The organism is Shewanella sp. SM55 (genome assembly GCF_025654025.1).
Lineage (GTDB): Bacteria > Pseudomonadota > Gammaproteobacteria > Enterobacterales > Shewanellaceae > Shewanella > Shewanella oncorhynchi.
The window spans coordinates 46,666-61,609 of the sequence record NZ_JAKKRS010000005.1; the positions used below are offsets into that span (position 1 = coordinate 46,666).

A 14,944-nucleotide genomic window follows, 5' to 3' on the forward strand; every position below is an offset into this window, starting at 1 on the left:
CTTCCTTATGTCCCTACTGCATTCGCAATAACAATGCCAATCTGCCGCGATGGTTATTTTTCTATGTCAATCTGCAAACGCTTCATCCAATTGGTTAGCGTTTGATGATCTTTTAAGCCCAACATTTGCGTGGCTTGCTTTTTTACATTGCCACTGGCCTTTAACGCGGCTTTGATATAGTTTTTTTGAATATCATCAGTGAGTTGAACTATATCAACTTTATCGTGAAGAGACATAGATATATCAGTGGCTTGTTGTGGTTTATGTGATGCAAGCAAGGCATCTGCAAGATCGTTAGCTGTGATAATGCTTGAGTCGGACCATAAGCAGGCCCGATTTAATGTGCTCCATAACTCACGAATATTACCTGGCCAAGCTTGATTGGAAATAAACTCTATTGCTTTTTCGCAAATATTCTTACTTTGATACTGAGGATGTTTGGACCCAACGTGATTAATTTGGCTAATGAGCTGATTGACTAATTTTGGGATATCTTGCTTTCTCTCTCTTAGTGCTGGCATTTGGATAATGCCGACCGCGAGTCGATAAAACAGATCTTCTCTAAACTGGCCAGCGGCGATCTGTTGTTGTAGGTCTTGATGTGTGGCCGCAATGATTCTCACATCCACATAAATGGGTTTATTGTCTCCAAGGCGATTAATCTCACCTTGCTGTAAGGCTCGTAGCAATTTAACTTGAATATCAAGAGGCAGCTCCCCTACTTCATCGAGAAAAAGCGTGCCGCCATCGGCTTGCTCAAATAGACCTGCATAGTCTTTGTCCGCCCCCGTAAAGGCCCCTTTTTTATGGCCAAATAATGTAGAATCTGCCAAGTTTTGCGCAAAAGCGCCACAATTGACGATTCTGATGGGTTTATTAGCCCTTAAACTTCCTTTATGGATGGCATGAGCCATTAATTCTTTTCCGGTACCCGTTTCACCTAAAATCAATGCAGGGACTTCAGCGGCGGCAATTTTTTGAGCTTTAACAATAAGGGCTTTCATGGCGGGTGATTGGGCAGTTAAAGCTGTAAACGCTGTGCTGTGCATGGATAAAGCACTGGCACTCGAGGCAATGTTCTTAGCGGCAGATTTGACATAGGTATGAATAAAATCGAGGGGGATATCCACCTCAATTAATTGATTATCTGGAGTGGTTTGTAAAAAGTGGGTATTGGGCTTTCCTTTACCTATAAGCACTGACAAAGTGGTCATGGTTGGCGTGCCGGATGTGAGGTTTATTGAAAGCGTTTGCGCTTCATCACTGAGTTTTGCTATCCAATGTTCGCTAGTTTTTGCAATAGACTGATAATCAATCGGGCTATTTATATGGGCTTTAAAGACTTGAATATCGTGAAAAGGACGATGATTAATGGCCAGTTGTTTTTTTAAATAGCGTTCAAATTGTGGCCACAGCTGTTCATCTTTATTGGATAAAATGACTATTTTATCGAAGGGAATTTTGGATTTTATTGCCAAGGTTACAATTGCGGCGCCCTTGTCAGACTGCATGTTTTCAAGGTCTTTATTACCAAGCCAGGTAAGTAGTATGTTCAATGTGGTCACTCATCCATTAGTTTGTAAATAATATTACATCAAATAATTTTATTTACTACTAAGAAACGCAGCTATTAATCTTCTACGTACTCAATCACATCCTCTACTTTGCAACCAAAATAGTGACACAAAGAGTCGATGGCTTTGGTCGTCGTCGAGTATTCGTAGCTTGGGTTCATCATCTTAGATAAGGCCGTTCGATTAACACAAGCTGAATCTGCGACTTCCTGAAGTGTGATTTTTCTTCGCTCTCTGAATTCTTTTTCAGCAATTAACTCTTTGATTTTAAATCTAATCACTCAATTCCATCCTTAAAATACGTAAAAACATTGAAATGTTCCTTGTAAGAACATCGTTGTCACGCTTAAATGTTCCCAAGAAGAACATTTAATCAACTTAAAGAACATTTCGAGGTGTTTATGCCACAAACATTACTCAATGCAAAAGAACTTTCTCAAAGAATAAAGTTTAGCGCGCCTTATATCAACCATACATTGAAAGATAATGTTTTCATCGAAGGGGTTCATTACATAAAGCCATTCGGTGGTCGAAAAATTTTCTACATCTGGGAAGTAATTGAAAAGGAATTATTTAAACCAAGCTCCCCTGCTAAATTCATCATTCCAATGGCTAGAGGAGGTGTATGTCATGGCTAATATTCGTGCACGAAATGGTAAATTGTTATTTGATTTTACCTATCAGGGCGTTAGGTGTCGCGAACAGACCACATTGCTCGATAACCGGCTGAACCGTTCTCGTCTAATGGGAATGCTTAACACAATGGAAGCCGAGATAAGATTAAATAGATTTGTATTTAGGAATTATTTTCCATCAAGTCCACGATGCTCACATTTTGTCGATTCTGATGTGCTTATCGAGAACAATCTAGTCGAAGTACAAAAATACAGTGGAGCAACATTACTCAGCAATATCCCCACATTCAGTTTATTTACCGCTGAATGGCTGGCTGAGAACCGGATACAGTGGAAAATCAGTCACTACAAGAATGTCGCTATGATATTTGAGCGTTACTTGATGCCTGAATTCGGTCATTTTCGTTTAGACGAAATCACCCGCCCACAGTTGATTAAATATCGGGCTAGTATCAGTGAACCCAAACGGAAAGGAAGGCAAGGTAAACTCAGTAATGACTGGATTAATCATGTTATGACTCCGCTGCGAGGGATCTTAAACGAAGCGGCCCTTCGTTTTGAGTTTCCAACGCCATTTACCAATATTAAGCCGTTAAAAATTGATAAAACACCTATAGAGCCTTTCTCATTAGTAGATGTACAGCTGTTTTTATCTAACGTTAGAGAAGATTTTCGTGACTACTATACGGTGCGTTTTTTTACCGCGATGAGAACTGCTGAGATCGATGGTCTTAAATGGCAATACGTCAATTTAGAGCGTGGTGAGATATTAATTCAAGAGACTCTGGTTGATGGCAATGTCGAAACACCCAAGACATCGGCATCTTATCGCAGTATTCAATTGTCTCAACCTGTAACTGAGGCGCTTAAGCGTCAATTCAGCCTGACAGGGAGATTGACGTACGTTTTTTGTAACTCTAAAGGTAAGCCACTCGATCATCGAAATGTCACCAAGCGGATCTGGTATCCGGCGTTAACCGCTTTGAACCTCAAACGTCGTCGCCCTTATCAGACGAGACATACCTGCGCAACCTTATGGTTAGCCGCTGGCGAGAGCCCAGAATGGATTGCCAAACAAATGGGGCATAGCACGACCAAAATGTTGTTCGAGGTGTATAGCCGTTATGTACCTAATATCACAAGACAGGACGGCAGTGCTTTCGACCGCTTAGTAAAACAAATTCAGCTAGCTACATCAGGAGATCCCCATTATGAATAACGTTATATTTGCATGGGTTAAAGACATTAAAATCAGTGGTCATCTACCTACTGCTAACTGTGAATTTATTTCAAACCAAAAGACAATACATGCCATCACATCTGCAGATATTGCCAGGACATGTCAATTCAACTATGGGCTAGCTCAAATGAACATTACTCATGATAGCCGAGGTAATGTCGTTATCTGTGCGATGAAACCCATACTCACTCGTTACAGTGAAAATGAATATATTCAGTTAACTCAGCTACTGGGTTCGACAAAAGAGAAGTTGTTGGGTCGTTTTTTGAAGTTATTAAGCCTAGTGACTTGTCCTGAACTACAGCCCTTCGTCAATTTTATCTTTGAGAGAACAGACATTCTTAAGATATTTATCAAGGCCCAAGCCAGTTATCAGCATCACCATTCCTATGCCAATGGACTATTTGAACATAGCATAGAGGTCGCTGAGATGACCTATCACAATGCCAAACATCTACAGCATTCAGAAATCGAGTGTCAGACAGGACTGGTAGCGGGGTTATTTCATGATATTGGTAAAATTTATGCCATGTTAAACCAGCACATTGAACATTATGTGCCTGGCCCACATGAGAGCTACAACTTCGCGATTCTAGCTAAGCCTCTGGGTGAACTGGGCACCATCAACAGTAAGGTATTTGCTCTACTGAGCGACTTACTTGCTGCAAAACCCTATGGCCATAAAGTCCGCTATGCAATGGAATACGTACTTCAGCAAGCAGACCGCAGCTCTGCACAATCGGGGTATGTACGTGATCAGTTTAAGTCATTACCCGCCCACTATGATTTTAGAAAAGTCGGTGATTCTGTCATCCGAAGATTAAATTAAGTTGAGCAATCTTAATGATAAATGACGATAAAAAATGCTAATGTGACAACTGTTCCATCAGAGTTTCGTTGGCATAAACCTCAAAAAAGATCTACATCAATAGCTCAAAATAAGCAGCAAATGTAAAAAACTGAATATGCTTTGATGTCTTTGTATTCGCTTATATGAATTGTTAACTACGGCTATCTCTAGAAACCCATTACCATCATGCTTGCCTAAATAAAGCCCTTCAGTCTCACTAGCAACGACAAATTTAGTGTCACTGAAACCATGTTCGATAAGCGTCTTCTTCCATCTAGCCTGGATAATATTAGACTTTTCAGGGGTTAGGTTTGCATTATGATAGCGAAAATTTAAATGCCTGGCTTTTAAATCCAACAATTGACATAGGCGGATAAACATTCTTGAAATATTTGCGTCTGGACAGCGTAAGGCGTAATTTTTACCGGGAACCGCATACCGCAAAATTTCTATCCCTAGGCGAATATTTTCTAAGGTCAATGAACCTTCACTAATGTTGTTATCCAATTTATTACATAAAAAGATAAACACACGTGTTGAATTAGCTAAATGTTTATTTTGTTGGATGTTAACAACTGAAACGTCTATACGCGGAAACTTAGGGATTAAGGGTAAGTGCCTACCTCTGCGAGGATAATTCTTATGAATAGTCTCGGCATTACTGAGTAACTTTTGTAATTGCTCTAATGGAACCACATAGTGCGCGGCAACTTCGATGGTGGATGATGTATGTAACGCATTTAATGCTTTGGCCCAAGTTAAACTACTGATAGTTAAGTATGTTTTTATATTGGCAGAGAAGTTCGCTAAACTTGGCATCACTAGGCTGACTGTTTGTTGAGCTGGTTTAATGGCAAGTTTGTGCATTACGTCCTGAGTGTAGTACGTTATGCGTTCAGCTAGACTCAATCCTGGTTCAAGGGGTTGCAGTGTCACACGACCCACGCACTCTGATGTAAAGTATTTTGTCAGTTCAAAGCGCGAATTGTGCTGCAGGTAATACAGTAGGTCTTTTAAATGAAGATAACTATTTAGCGTCGATTGCACGTCTTTATGGCCCATCATATGAGACAGGATAAACATTTTCTTGCGGGTGTTATCACTATAGCAAAGACGAGTTTGCAACCTTTTTAGATACTTTTCATCAAAAAACTCATCATTGAACAAGGTCAAATGTCGCCTGCCCGTATCTATGATGCTGGCATTCAAACGACACCAGGTCCAATTAGCAAAACTGTGTCGTAAATGATGTACACGTAAACTTTGATCTTGGGTGTAATGACGCATTAAGTCTGTTATTAAGTCATAAGCCTGATTCACTCTTCTCTGATTATCAAATAGTAAGGTGCTATTCTTAGCCCCTGCTCCATGGATGATTCGATAAGTGTATCGCAACTTACTCAATGCCGTTTTCGGCCACAAAGCGTCTAAAGGTAACTCTCTTCTGGCGGAGGTCGTTTTTAATGTCCTATGTTTATTCGGTCTCACTGAAAGCTGAACATAATCAAAGTCGTTATGGGTTGGTTCAGTCAGCGAGAATGTAAAATCCCCCCAGGTTAACTTGGCGGCTTCATTTCGACGTAATCCACTGTAGAAACAGAAACACAAAAGAAAATAGGCATCGCGATGCACTAGACAATGTATCGATTGATGGTCTAAATAGGATAATATGGCTTGCACATGTTCATAGGAAATCAGGTTGCTATCTACCTCGCTGGAGCTCCCAAACACCTCAATATCAGATAAACATAAATCTCGAACAAAGCCTGAATCAATCAGAAACTGCGCAAAATAGTAGATATATTTTTTTCGCTGTGCCGAAGAAAAATGGTCAGCAGCATCATTTAATTTCTCAGCCCAATCCTCACCCGACAATAAGTAAATATCGCTTGTGCAAAAAATGATTAGAAATGGCCGGCTTAAACTTTTGACATAATCAATAGTTGTCGATACTTTTAGCCGCCGCTTGTGCGTACCACCTGTCTTTAGTAACGAATACAGCCATGCACATAAAATCCAAAAGTATGGATTACTCTTAGATGATTGTTGATCCAGAATGATTGCTATAGCCCCAAGACAATCGGCTCGAGGTTTGTTGCTATCTACAAGTTTACAGAGCTCGGTATATACCTTATCTAATTGTTCGAGGGTCTTTTCCATCGACACAAAAGAAGTTTTCTCGTTCGTGACAACGGACCAATCACGAAAAGCCTTGGTTTTATCAGAAATGGCTTCTGAAAGGTACGGTTCGGCGTTTGCATAAACTTTTCCTGTCAGGATACGTACAAACGCATGTGTGGGCAATGGCTGGCAAACGCCAGGTAACATGTACATACGATATTGAACCGGGCCATAACGGAGGACGTTATCAATTCGTCGCAGCACCCTTAGCTTCAATAGTGATATATCTGACCAATCGAAATACGATCCGTAATTAAGATAATGCACTAAAGCAGCTTTGAACTGACTGGGCTTTATTGAGAAAGACGCGCTATGGTGTACATTATGCCATTGCTGTAAAGCCATGACAGCCATATCACTTAGCACATAACGTGGCGAATTTATTTTGATATTTTGGCATTGCCAATAACAAATTCCTCTCACGTAGAATATGTCCTGTGGGTATTCAACCATAAGCTGTAAATGTTCAGTTTTCTCTATGTTCACTGTGTAATATAAGACGAGTAATAGTCTCCCCAACTTAGCCTTGTCATCTAAATCTCTATGAGGCGCTATCAACTCCCTGCTTAATTGAGTGTTAATGAGCTCGACTATGGGTAATTTTGTCAAATCTACCGGGGTCAACATCGGTTTATCACGTTTTAACGTGATGATTGAAGGAATGTTTGGCGAGTCTATGTCTAAGAACTTTTTGGCATAGTTGAGTATAGATTGCAGTATGAGAAGTTGTGCTTGTTTGCTTAGCACTTCAGGCTTCAATGCGGCAAGCACGTTTTCTAACTCTTCTGGTAAAAAAGCGTTATCAGAAAGTTTAATCTCCTTTTTTAGATGCCCGAGCAGATTGTGATAGGATGCAAAAAATTCGTTTTCAATTTTTTTTGACTTTTTATTTTTTACAGCAATAGATGGCGATATGCTGTTTAAAAATGCGGTGCGGCATTCTATGTATAATGGATGTAGCTTCCCCTCTTTTGATAGCTGGATTATGAAAGCACTGACTTTAGTGGTTGCCATCCTACCTCCCTGAATAACTTATCTAAGATAGGCACTAATTCATTAATGGCTTCGATATGGCTTAACGCTGAGTAATTTCCTATTGGTACTTCACCAGCTTGCCAATGACCCATTTGAAAGTTGATTAACTCAGGATCGACTCCTTGATCTAATAAACTACTTTTTAACCAGTGACGACCTGCATTGGCTGGTATAGAGTTTTTTTCCTTTAGTACGCTAATTAATTGTGAAGGAGACAAGCTGCGGGTAACAATTCCTGACTTTTGCTTTTGAAAGAAAAAAAATGGACCATGTTGACTGCGGGAGTTTCTTATCTTTGTATACCAAGCTGAGGCTTGTAAATTGTCATAGCTCAATACTTGCCGATCAACATCGATTATATTGTCTAGTTCGCTGCATAATTGTGGCATTAATAGCCGCAACAATCCGCGCAAACAGCCAAGATGCCGTCGATATTCGACTAATTGAGCCGTTAACACTGATGGGATTGCGACAATACGTGAATGAGTAAAGTCGCTATCGTCTTTGTCGCTTATTCCCATCAAATTAAAAGAAGGTAGAAACAAAGCCAAGGTAGGTAATGGATTCCAAGCCGCACGGTAGCCAGTACCAAATAGCAACATCCATGCTGTGTAAGCTACAAATACATTATGATAGGCTAAAATATCCTCTAACCTGTGTTGAGGTGTTGGAGATAACGCCTTTGTTTGCTGAGACAAATGGATTATCAATTGTTGGATAGTCGCTTGGGTTGGAGTAAACGTTGAGCCTAAATATTGATCTTCTTGCTGCCAGTATCTCAACTCAAATAGGCTGACTGTTAATGGTTTTCCGCTGTAAACTGAAATCCCCTTTGCAACATCGTTCCAAAATTTCAATAACTGATCACAGCGCTTTTGATCGCTAACACTGGAATAACTGCGGGCGACTCGAGTGGTATACATATTAACTGCATAACTGAAATCAATATAAATGGGGTCTATCACATTTGTAGAGTTGATGTAATTGCATACGAAGTTGGTTAATCTTTTAAGACTTAAACGTCCACAACCAGAGTTGTCAGAAATTTTCGCCAGCTTTTGGGCCAATTTAGACTCAATTTTTTCAACGTCAACGTCCTCAATAAGATTGCCGACTAAACGTGCTCCCATGTGAATGGTGATTAATTTAACCAAAAAGTTTGGACACGCAGTAAAGACATCTTCAACCGTTTTTCTTAGCCCTATTTGGTTCAGACGAGGTCCTGTTGAGTGCGATAGAGGAAAACACCACCATCCATTTCCGCTAGGATCGATATAAAGACCTTGTTTTTTAGATGACAAATCACGAAACACACACAGATTTTTGACCTCTGAAACCGATTTACTGAGAATCAGCATAGTCCATAGAATTATTGCGGTTTCTCGAGTTGATCCGCGACGGCCATAAACCAATAATTTTTTAGCGAGCAGGTAGAGTTCGGCAGGCATCAATAACTGAGTATTTTGTATGCCGATGTTATGAGATCGTCTTACTCGGCTAGTAACATCAATTTCAGTCCGGTGCTTAACCATTGGATTAAAATTAATTGCAACGTCAAGCAACGCCGTTCTGTCTCGCTTTTCCGACATATCAGCATTAGCCATCACAAATGATTGCGACGGGTAGAAATCATCTTCGTCCAGACCTTCGCTATCTGGAATCATATTATCTTGTGGCAATATCGCAGATAAACCATCATCAGTCCCCACTATGGGGTCGGTAACCGGATCTCCATATCTCTTGGGTCCTCTATCTTTATCGCCATGTCCACGAGTACGGCTAATGGCGGGACACCAACTATTGCGAAAAAAATGGCGCAGAACTCTAACATGGGACGTCGGATAAATATTAAGTTTGCTATATTTTCCAGCAAAAATGCTATCGAGATTAGCTGCTATTGATTCTGGGCTATCAAGATGAGAATTCAATATGTGTACTCGACTAGCGTCGAACGTCTTATTTCCTAATTCCATCATTAATCGAAAATTACTGCATGCTTCCTCTTCTCTTGATGTCGTTTTAGTGGCAAATTCAGGATCAGTCAGCGAGTCAAGGGTATCAAAATACTGCTTGATGAAGGCGGCAAGTAACGCACAGGAATGGTAATCAACCTTATATTTCCAAGAACAGATCAAAAGCACATAAAATGGGCGTTCATGACACCATCCCTTACGATACGTGTTTCGATAAAACTCTTTGTTTATTGATAAATCGTTCACTACCATTTGGTGTGCATGGAAGGCATTATAAATGTAAGGCGCAAGACACAGCATTTTTTGAATAAAATTCGCTACTTCAGTAGAAACATTATTCACACGAGTAATTAACACGATTAATTGGAAAAAAGCGCTCAGATCATCAGGCGCATTGACTCGTTCTAAAAACTCATGGAGATCAGCTAAAATGGTCTCGGCATCGATCTCTATAGCGTTTATCTTACAATAGCCTTCTATGTGTTTTAGGACTTTTTGTTCAAGTATTGTCATTTTAACTTCACCGATTTAGTACTGATATGTAGCCATCGACATAGTTCAGTCTTTGTTTTAATCGATGGGAATAACGACTGCCATTCGGGGGAAAGAAATACTGATGGCTGATCTACACTCGTAAACAAATGGGGCAATGTATAGTTAATGGTATCGGCGCTAATATCCACAAATTCTTTTAACAGCGGCCTCACTACATCGTTCATTAAAATTAATCGTCTCAGTTGCGCCTTGGGTCTTCGAGACAGGATTAAACAAGGGACGCTTGAATCCACATTTTTAGCATATTTGGCCTTGCATAACTTCTGAAAAGTTAATAAACCTGATAACACCCGATAATGTCCTGCTTCGGTTTTATAAACCAAAAAGGGGGACTGGTAGGCATCGAGTAAAATTGTCGCTGGCGATTCGAATGAATCATCTGAGCATGGTTTCAATGAGCTAATTAAATTAAAGCTCTTAGCAAATTCCTCCACATCTTTATCAAGAGTGGTCAACTTCAAGTCGACTCTCTCTAATTGAACACCTTCAAGAAGCTTTTCCAATTCGCGCCGTATGGTTTCAACTTGATGATTCATCTGCAAACCTACCCTTTGATGGAATAGTGGTCAAAAATGACATTTACAGATTGTGCCTAAAGTGTGCCGAAATCAAGTAAATAAATGCTTGAAAATACGCCAAAACACCTAGCAAAGTGAGTTTTAATTTAAACTTTCGCCATATAAAACATATATTTATGGAAATAATGCTAAAGTGGCTTTTATCTAATTAATGAATATTAACGTCTTGACATGGTAGGGGTCGGTGGTTCGAGTCCACTCGGGTGTACCACTCTCTTCACAGAGTATAAAAAGTGAAATTCAAACAGTGCACCCGTAGCTCAGTTGGTTAGAGCACTACCTTGACATGGTAGGGGTCGGTGGTTCGAGTCCACTCGGGTGTACCATTTCTTATTATGTATTTCATTAATCCCCCTCTGCTTATCAAGCTAAATACAATTAATCTACCTTTGTTTTTTATTTAAAATTCATTCCCAAATATCTCAAAGTTCAAGATCCAAAGTAATATCTTGTGCTAAATCAAATATTCGCAGTGGTATTTCTACGCCCTCTCCAATCCTTTTAAACGAGCTGCCTAAAAATTTCTGACTAAGTACGGCATCGAACAGACACTCGAAGGTTAAGGTCGCAGAATAATGCATTCAAAGTCTGTTCGTTGAAAATAGCGTTAAGACAATCATCTGCAATTATCATCACCGCTCAATAGTGAGCGATCCTATCTGCATTTAGCGAGGAAATCCCAATGTCGAATGAAGGTTATCATGAACCCATTACTGAACTCACAGATAAAACCAAGGACATGCACCGTGCACTTACATCACTGATGGAAGAGCTTGAAGCAATAGACTGGTATAACCAAAGAGTTGATGCGTGCAAAAAGAATGAGTTGAGAGAGATACTCATACATAATCGAGATGAAGAAAAAGAACATGCTGCAATGCTACAAGAATGGATAAGGAGACAAGATCCGAGCTTTGATAAACAGCTAAAACATTACCTTTTTACAGATACGCCTGTTGCTCACACAGCTATTGTTCACAAATAAGTATTCAATCTGGCTGTTTGAGTAAGCCATTTTCGTGAGCAAACGCCTTTAGTCACTAAGCTGCCGTTCTTATAATACAAACCTCTGTATGTGTTATTGCACCATTTAGCTCATCTCATACAACCTTGCTGAATACTAGCGTGCAAACTGTAATGCTTCGGACTTAGTGACTTTCATTTTTAGCGTGAAGGACTTCACCTAATGCTACCTTAACGAAATATCTTGCGTGTAAACCATATCTCGCGTGTAAATCTTAGGCGTACAGGACCTTTCAATCTCAGTATGGCGAGCACTGCCGTGCAAGAAAAACGAGCGATGTCAGCCATTTTTGAACGACTAAAAACATCACTCACTATTTTTAGCTACCTACGGCAATTAGAAATGACGACTCAATATTGAGGTCATACATGACTTAGGCTTTATCACTCAAATTTTACCGAGTAGAAGGAGTATAACGAGGATCAATACTACCAAACCTAATCCACCGCTCGGGCCGTACCCCCAGCTCTTACTGTGTGGCCAAGTCGGAGCCACACCGATCAGCATCAGAATCAAAACCACTAATAATATTGTTCCTATACTCATGAGAGTCTCCTAGACATTATGGATATAACTCGAACTAGAAATCTTAATCAATATGACTAAGATCCTTTTAAATACCCACATTAAGCTGCCAAACTTTATGCTTAAGGTGCTTACTTAATTGTAAAAGCCGCTGACATCAACTGTGTTTGTCGGCATCCTTAGCAGCTTCTTTTACATTACCAATTGCTTTTTGAGTTTTACCTTTTATCTGTTTCTGAACCCCTTTCATCTGCTGTTTCGGGTTGCCAACGATCTCACCAATTTTTTGCTGCACTTTGCCTGCTGCGTCTTTTATTGAACCTTCTATCTGGTCTTTGTTCATGGTCAATTTCCTTTTGTTGTTGATATAACATCTAAATAATAATGAGCGCTAACAATCAGCTATGAGCTATTGTTCATTTTTAGTAAATAGCGTTTAGTAAACATCTAAATATTTTTAGTAAAAATCTTAGTTGGTAAAATATCAGTAAAGCGACATAGAAATTAGGCTAAAATTAATTCCGCGGTGTTTTCATAAAATTGTGTGACTGGCTCCACATCAATCATACCGTGTCAACTTAGGTATTAATGCTACAATATGACATTGGTTTAAATAGGAAAATATTTTGTAGCAATCTTGAATTTTATCTTAAGTATAAATTGTGGCGATCATTTTATTTACTGAAATCTAGTATTAACCATGACTGAATTCCATTATTTAATTACCTAGTGATTTTCCAACTAAACGACATCATAATGATGAGCCACAACATCAATATAAATAACATAAAATATCTTATTAAGATAAAGCTTACCCATTAAAGGCATATCAATCTAAACTCTGTATCCAATTTATAATTTATCTAAAAGTGTGTCTGTGCGATAGCGTACACATTATAAATATTTTAATACATAATTTAACTTAAAACATCATCTGATACCTAATATAGCTACATTTGCGTATGTCATAGATGCCATTAAAAATATGAATATGAGTATTCAGTGGCTAAACTAAGAAGGAACTAAGAGGTATAACTCTAAAAACGTTAAAATGGTCTAGAGGTGTTCATAGCATCTTGTAGAACTTAGAGAACCACAGTTGGTAGTCTAAGGTTTTTAGCACCAACTAGCCTCGACTGCTGATTTTTACAATAATGCTTCTATATTCGCAAGAAGAACACGATAACCTACGTTACCATAAAATATTTGTCTACCTTCGTCGATAATATAGCTTGGACTGCCTTGTAGGTTTTGTTGTGCTGACTTTTGGTAGTTGCTCATTAATGCGGCTATAGCAGAACCATCATGAACGCTTGAGGTGATTTTTTTCTGTTCCAGCCCATAGAAATCAACCAGATCATAAAGTATTTCAAGCTTACCAATATCCAATGCGTCGATAAAAAATGCACTCCGAAATTTCAATGCCATATTGATACTGGTGTTTTTGTCATAGATAAGTTCAATGGCTTTAAGCACTAAATGAGCATTGGCCGACGTTGTCGGTCTGACTTCTGTCCATATTTTTGAGTTTGTGGGAACGTCATCACGGATAGATGCAGATTTATGTACATGCTCTGCAAAACCATTATATTGACCTTTCTGTTTCCATTGCGTCTCAATTTTTGTTTGAACATCACCAAATACATCAAGATAATGATATTTAAAATAAATTTTATTTTCTAACTTTTGATTTAACTCATCAATACGTTGTTGTGCAACCCAAGCCCACACACAAAGAATATCAGAATAGTAATCAATGATCAGGGGTTGATTCATGTTAATCCTTAATAAGGTGGCAGTTTAAGTCATTCACTCTAGTTTCAAGGCTAATCAATAATTATTGTGATGGCAGATCTACTTGTTACCCACATGAAGTCAAGGTTTCAATATCTAAACTACAGAATAAATACCGAAGCTACACTGAGCAATAGGTACAAGGATGTGATTTTTAGCAGACATACTAGAAGTCATCAATTTGTTTCATATTACGTGCCAGTAATCGCTTTTCAGCTTCTTCAAGGGACAGTATATTGCTAAGAAATTCTGTTACGGAAGGTGCAGAACTGCAGTTTTGTAGATATTCAAACAGCCCTACAATATTTTTATGATACTCAAGTGTGGCCATCGCTATTTCATCCGTATCCATCCTCTTAAACGGATGTTCACCTATGGTGTTAAAAGGAATAGCGGTTTTTTCATAATAATGCCGACAATAAGTGTTAAGTGCATTGCTATTGCCATTATCTTCGAACTGCCTGATAACCAGTGCCATTTTTTGCTCGTGGGCTGAAATATACTCCAACAGTAATCCGCTTCTTTCGCTATCATTTGTAAGTGCGCAATGTGCCGCAAATGCATGCAGCCGTTGGTGTATATTTCTAGTCCATTGCATAACATCATAAAGCGTTTCTATTTGCATATTATTCTCCTCAAAACGGGAGTCCTTGGTCTTTACTGTGAAAAGTGAATCACTTTTCTATGCATTGATGAAAGTAAACTTACTAAACAAGCCCATATTTACTATGACATTATGTCTCATTAAAAGTGCAGTTTTGAAATGATTATTAACTAAATAGTCAAACGCTGATGTCTATTATTAATGATATGAATTATTGACAACTTGTCATCAACATAAAATACTTTATAGGTCCAACAACGGCTTAATCTATATAACACCTGGTCTTTAGCTTAAAAAGCTGGCGATAAGCCACAACCTTGTAATAAGGCTAATGGCATGAGTATACCTATATTTTTCTATTGACTCTGTTCGTTGC

Annotated in this window: 13 protein-coding genes and 1 tRNA gene; 5 read left to right on the plus strand and 9 right to left on the minus strand. The window is 39.0% G+C overall.

The window, feature by feature from the left end; genetic code table 11:
- Positions 1-53: 53 nt before the first annotated feature.
- Together L5L91_RS08565 and L5L91_RS08570 are read right to left on the minus strand one after the other, a co-directional pair.
- Positions 54-1,199: a sigma-54 dependent transcriptional regulator gene (locus L5L91_RS08565; protein ID WP_317630167.1), complete on the minus strand. Its 1,146-nt coding sequence runs from the start codon at positions 1,197-1,199 to the stop codon at positions 54-56.
- A 431-nt stretch (positions 1,200-1,630) separates the two neighbouring features.
- Positions 1,631-1,855, minus strand: coding sequence for a helix-turn-helix domain-containing protein (locus L5L91_RS08570; protein ID WP_259528191.1), 225 nt, complete (start codon positions 1,853-1,855; stop codon positions 1,631-1,633).
- Between the two features lie 120 nt (positions 1,856-1,975).
- On the opposite strand from L5L91_RS08570, the gene L5L91_RS08575 reads away from it, so the two are divergent.
- From L5L91_RS08575 to L5L91_RS08585, 3 genes are all read left to right on the plus strand, one after another.
- The gene (locus tag L5L91_RS08575) at positions 1,976-2,212 is read left to right on the plus strand and encodes a hypothetical protein (protein ID WP_076501618.1); all 237 of its coding nucleotides are present in this window, start codon (positions 1,976-1,978) and stop codon (positions 2,210-2,212) included.
- Positions 2,205-3,428, plus strand: coding sequence for a site-specific integrase (locus tag L5L91_RS08580; protein WP_263236116.1), 1,224 nt, complete (start codon positions 2,205-2,207; stop codon positions 3,426-3,428). Before L5L91_RS08575 ends, L5L91_RS08580 begins: the two co-directional genes overlap by 8 nt.
- A gap of 148 nt (positions 3,429-3,576) precedes the next feature.
- The gene (locus L5L91_RS08585) at positions 3,577-4,278 is read left to right on the plus strand and encodes an HDIG domain-containing metalloprotein (RefSeq protein WP_159436990.1); all 702 of its coding nucleotides are present in this window, start codon (positions 3,577-3,579) and stop codon (positions 4,276-4,278) included.
- Between the two features lie 96 nt (positions 4,279-4,374).
- Here the strand turns inward: L5L91_RS08585 and L5L91_RS08590 are convergent, their stop codons facing one another.
- From L5L91_RS08590 to L5L91_RS08600, 3 genes are read right to left on the minus strand one after another with little or no spacing between them, the layout of a single operon-like run.
- Positions 4,375-7,494, minus strand: coding sequence for a tyrosine-type recombinase/integrase (locus L5L91_RS08590; protein ID WP_263236117.1), 3,120 nt, complete (start codon positions 7,492-7,494; stop codon positions 4,375-4,377).
- Positions 7,464-10,001 carry a hypothetical protein gene (locus tag L5L91_RS08595; protein ID WP_263236118.1) on the minus strand — a complete coding sequence of 846 codons (2,538 nt, stop codon included), beginning with the start codon at positions 9,999-10,001 and terminating at the stop codon, positions 7,464-7,466. The genes L5L91_RS08590 and L5L91_RS08595 overlap by 31 nt, the downstream gene beginning before the upstream one ends.
- Positions 9,998-10,579 carry a hypothetical protein gene (locus tag L5L91_RS08600; RefSeq protein ID WP_263236120.1) on the minus strand — a complete coding sequence of 194 codons (582 nt, stop codon included), beginning with the start codon at positions 10,577-10,579 and terminating at the stop codon, positions 9,998-10,000. The genes L5L91_RS08595 and L5L91_RS08600 overlap by 4 nt, the downstream gene beginning before the upstream one ends.
- Before the next feature lie 291 nt (positions 10,580-10,870).
- Here L5L91_RS08600 and L5L91_RS08605 point away from each other — a divergent pair.
- Together L5L91_RS08605 and L5L91_RS08610 are read left to right on the plus strand one after the other, a co-directional pair.
- Positions 10,871-10,947, plus strand: a tRNA-Val gene (locus tag L5L91_RS08605).
- Between the two features lie 356 nt (positions 10,948-11,303).
- Positions 11,304-11,606 (plus strand): encapsulin-associated ferritin-like protein, encoded by a 303-nt coding sequence (locus tag L5L91_RS08610; RefSeq protein ID WP_263161202.1) that lies wholly within the window; start codon positions 11,304-11,306, stop codon positions 11,604-11,606.
- A 426-nt stretch (positions 11,607-12,032) separates the two neighbouring features.
- Here L5L91_RS08610 and L5L91_RS08615 read toward each other — a convergent pair whose 3' ends face one another.
- The 4 genes from L5L91_RS08615 to L5L91_RS08630 all read right to left on the minus strand — a co-directional run bounded on the left by L5L91_RS08615 (position 12,033) and on the right by L5L91_RS08630 (position 14,589).
- On the minus strand, positions 12,033-12,185 hold the full coding sequence (locus L5L91_RS08615) for a DUF3309 family protein (RefSeq protein ID WP_301553935.1): 153 nt from the start codon (positions 12,183-12,185) through the stop codon (positions 12,033-12,035).
- Positions 12,186-12,327: 142 nt separating this feature from the next.
- Positions 12,328-12,513, minus strand: a complete 186-nt coding sequence (locus L5L91_RS08620) for a CsbD family protein (RefSeq protein WP_131524760.1) — start codon at positions 12,511-12,513, stop codon at positions 12,328-12,330.
- Positions 12,514-13,316: 803 nt separating this feature from the next.
- On the minus strand, positions 13,317-13,946 hold the full coding sequence (locus L5L91_RS08625; RefSeq protein ID WP_263161206.1) for a DsbA family protein: 630 nt from the start codon (positions 13,944-13,946) through the stop codon (positions 13,317-13,319).
- Between the two features lie 184 nt (positions 13,947-14,130).
- Positions 14,131-14,589, minus strand: a complete 459-nt coding sequence (locus L5L91_RS08630; RefSeq protein WP_263161209.1) for a hypothetical protein — start codon at positions 14,587-14,589, stop codon at positions 14,131-14,133.
- Positions 14,590-14,944: the final 355 nt, after the last annotated feature.

Excerpts from the sequence above, each read along its gene's own strand:
- L5L91_RS08610 (WP_263161202.1), top strand. The coding sequence starts at position 11,304 with ATGTCGAATGAAGGTTATCATGAACCCATTACTGAACTCACAGATAAA.
- L5L91_RS08580 (WP_263236116.1), top strand. The coding sequence starts at position 2,205 with ATGGCTAATATTCGTGCACGAAATGGTAAATTGTTATTTGATTTTACC.
- L5L91_RS08620 (WP_131524760.1), bottom strand. The coding sequence starts at position 12,513 with ATGAACAAAGACCAGATAGAAGGTTCAATAAAAGACGCAGCAGGCAAA.
- L5L91_RS08590 (WP_263236117.1), bottom strand. The coding sequence starts at position 7,494 with ATGGCAACCACTAAAGTCAGTGCTTTCATAATCCAGCTATCAAAAGAG.
- L5L91_RS08595 (WP_263236118.1), bottom strand. The coding sequence starts at position 10,001 with ATGACAATACTTGAACAAAAAGTCCTAAAACACATAGAAGGCTATTGT.
- L5L91_RS08575 (WP_076501618.1), top strand. The coding sequence starts at position 1,976 with ATGCCACAAACATTACTCAATGCAAAAGAACTTTCTCAAAGAATAAAG.
- L5L91_RS08625 (WP_263161206.1), bottom strand. The coding sequence starts at position 13,946 with ATGAATCAACCCCTGATCATTGATTACTATTCTGATATTCTTTGTGTG.
- L5L91_RS08630 (WP_263161209.1), bottom strand. The coding sequence starts at position 14,589 with ATGCAAATAGAAACGCTTTATGATGTTATGCAATGGACTAGAAATATA.
- L5L91_RS08600 (WP_263236120.1), bottom strand. The coding sequence starts at position 10,579 with ATGAATCATCAAGTTGAAACCATACGGCGCGAATTGGAAAAGCTTCTT.
- L5L91_RS08585 (WP_159436990.1), top strand. The coding sequence starts at position 3,577 with ATGAACATTACTCATGATAGCCGAGGTAATGTCGTTATCTGTGCGATG.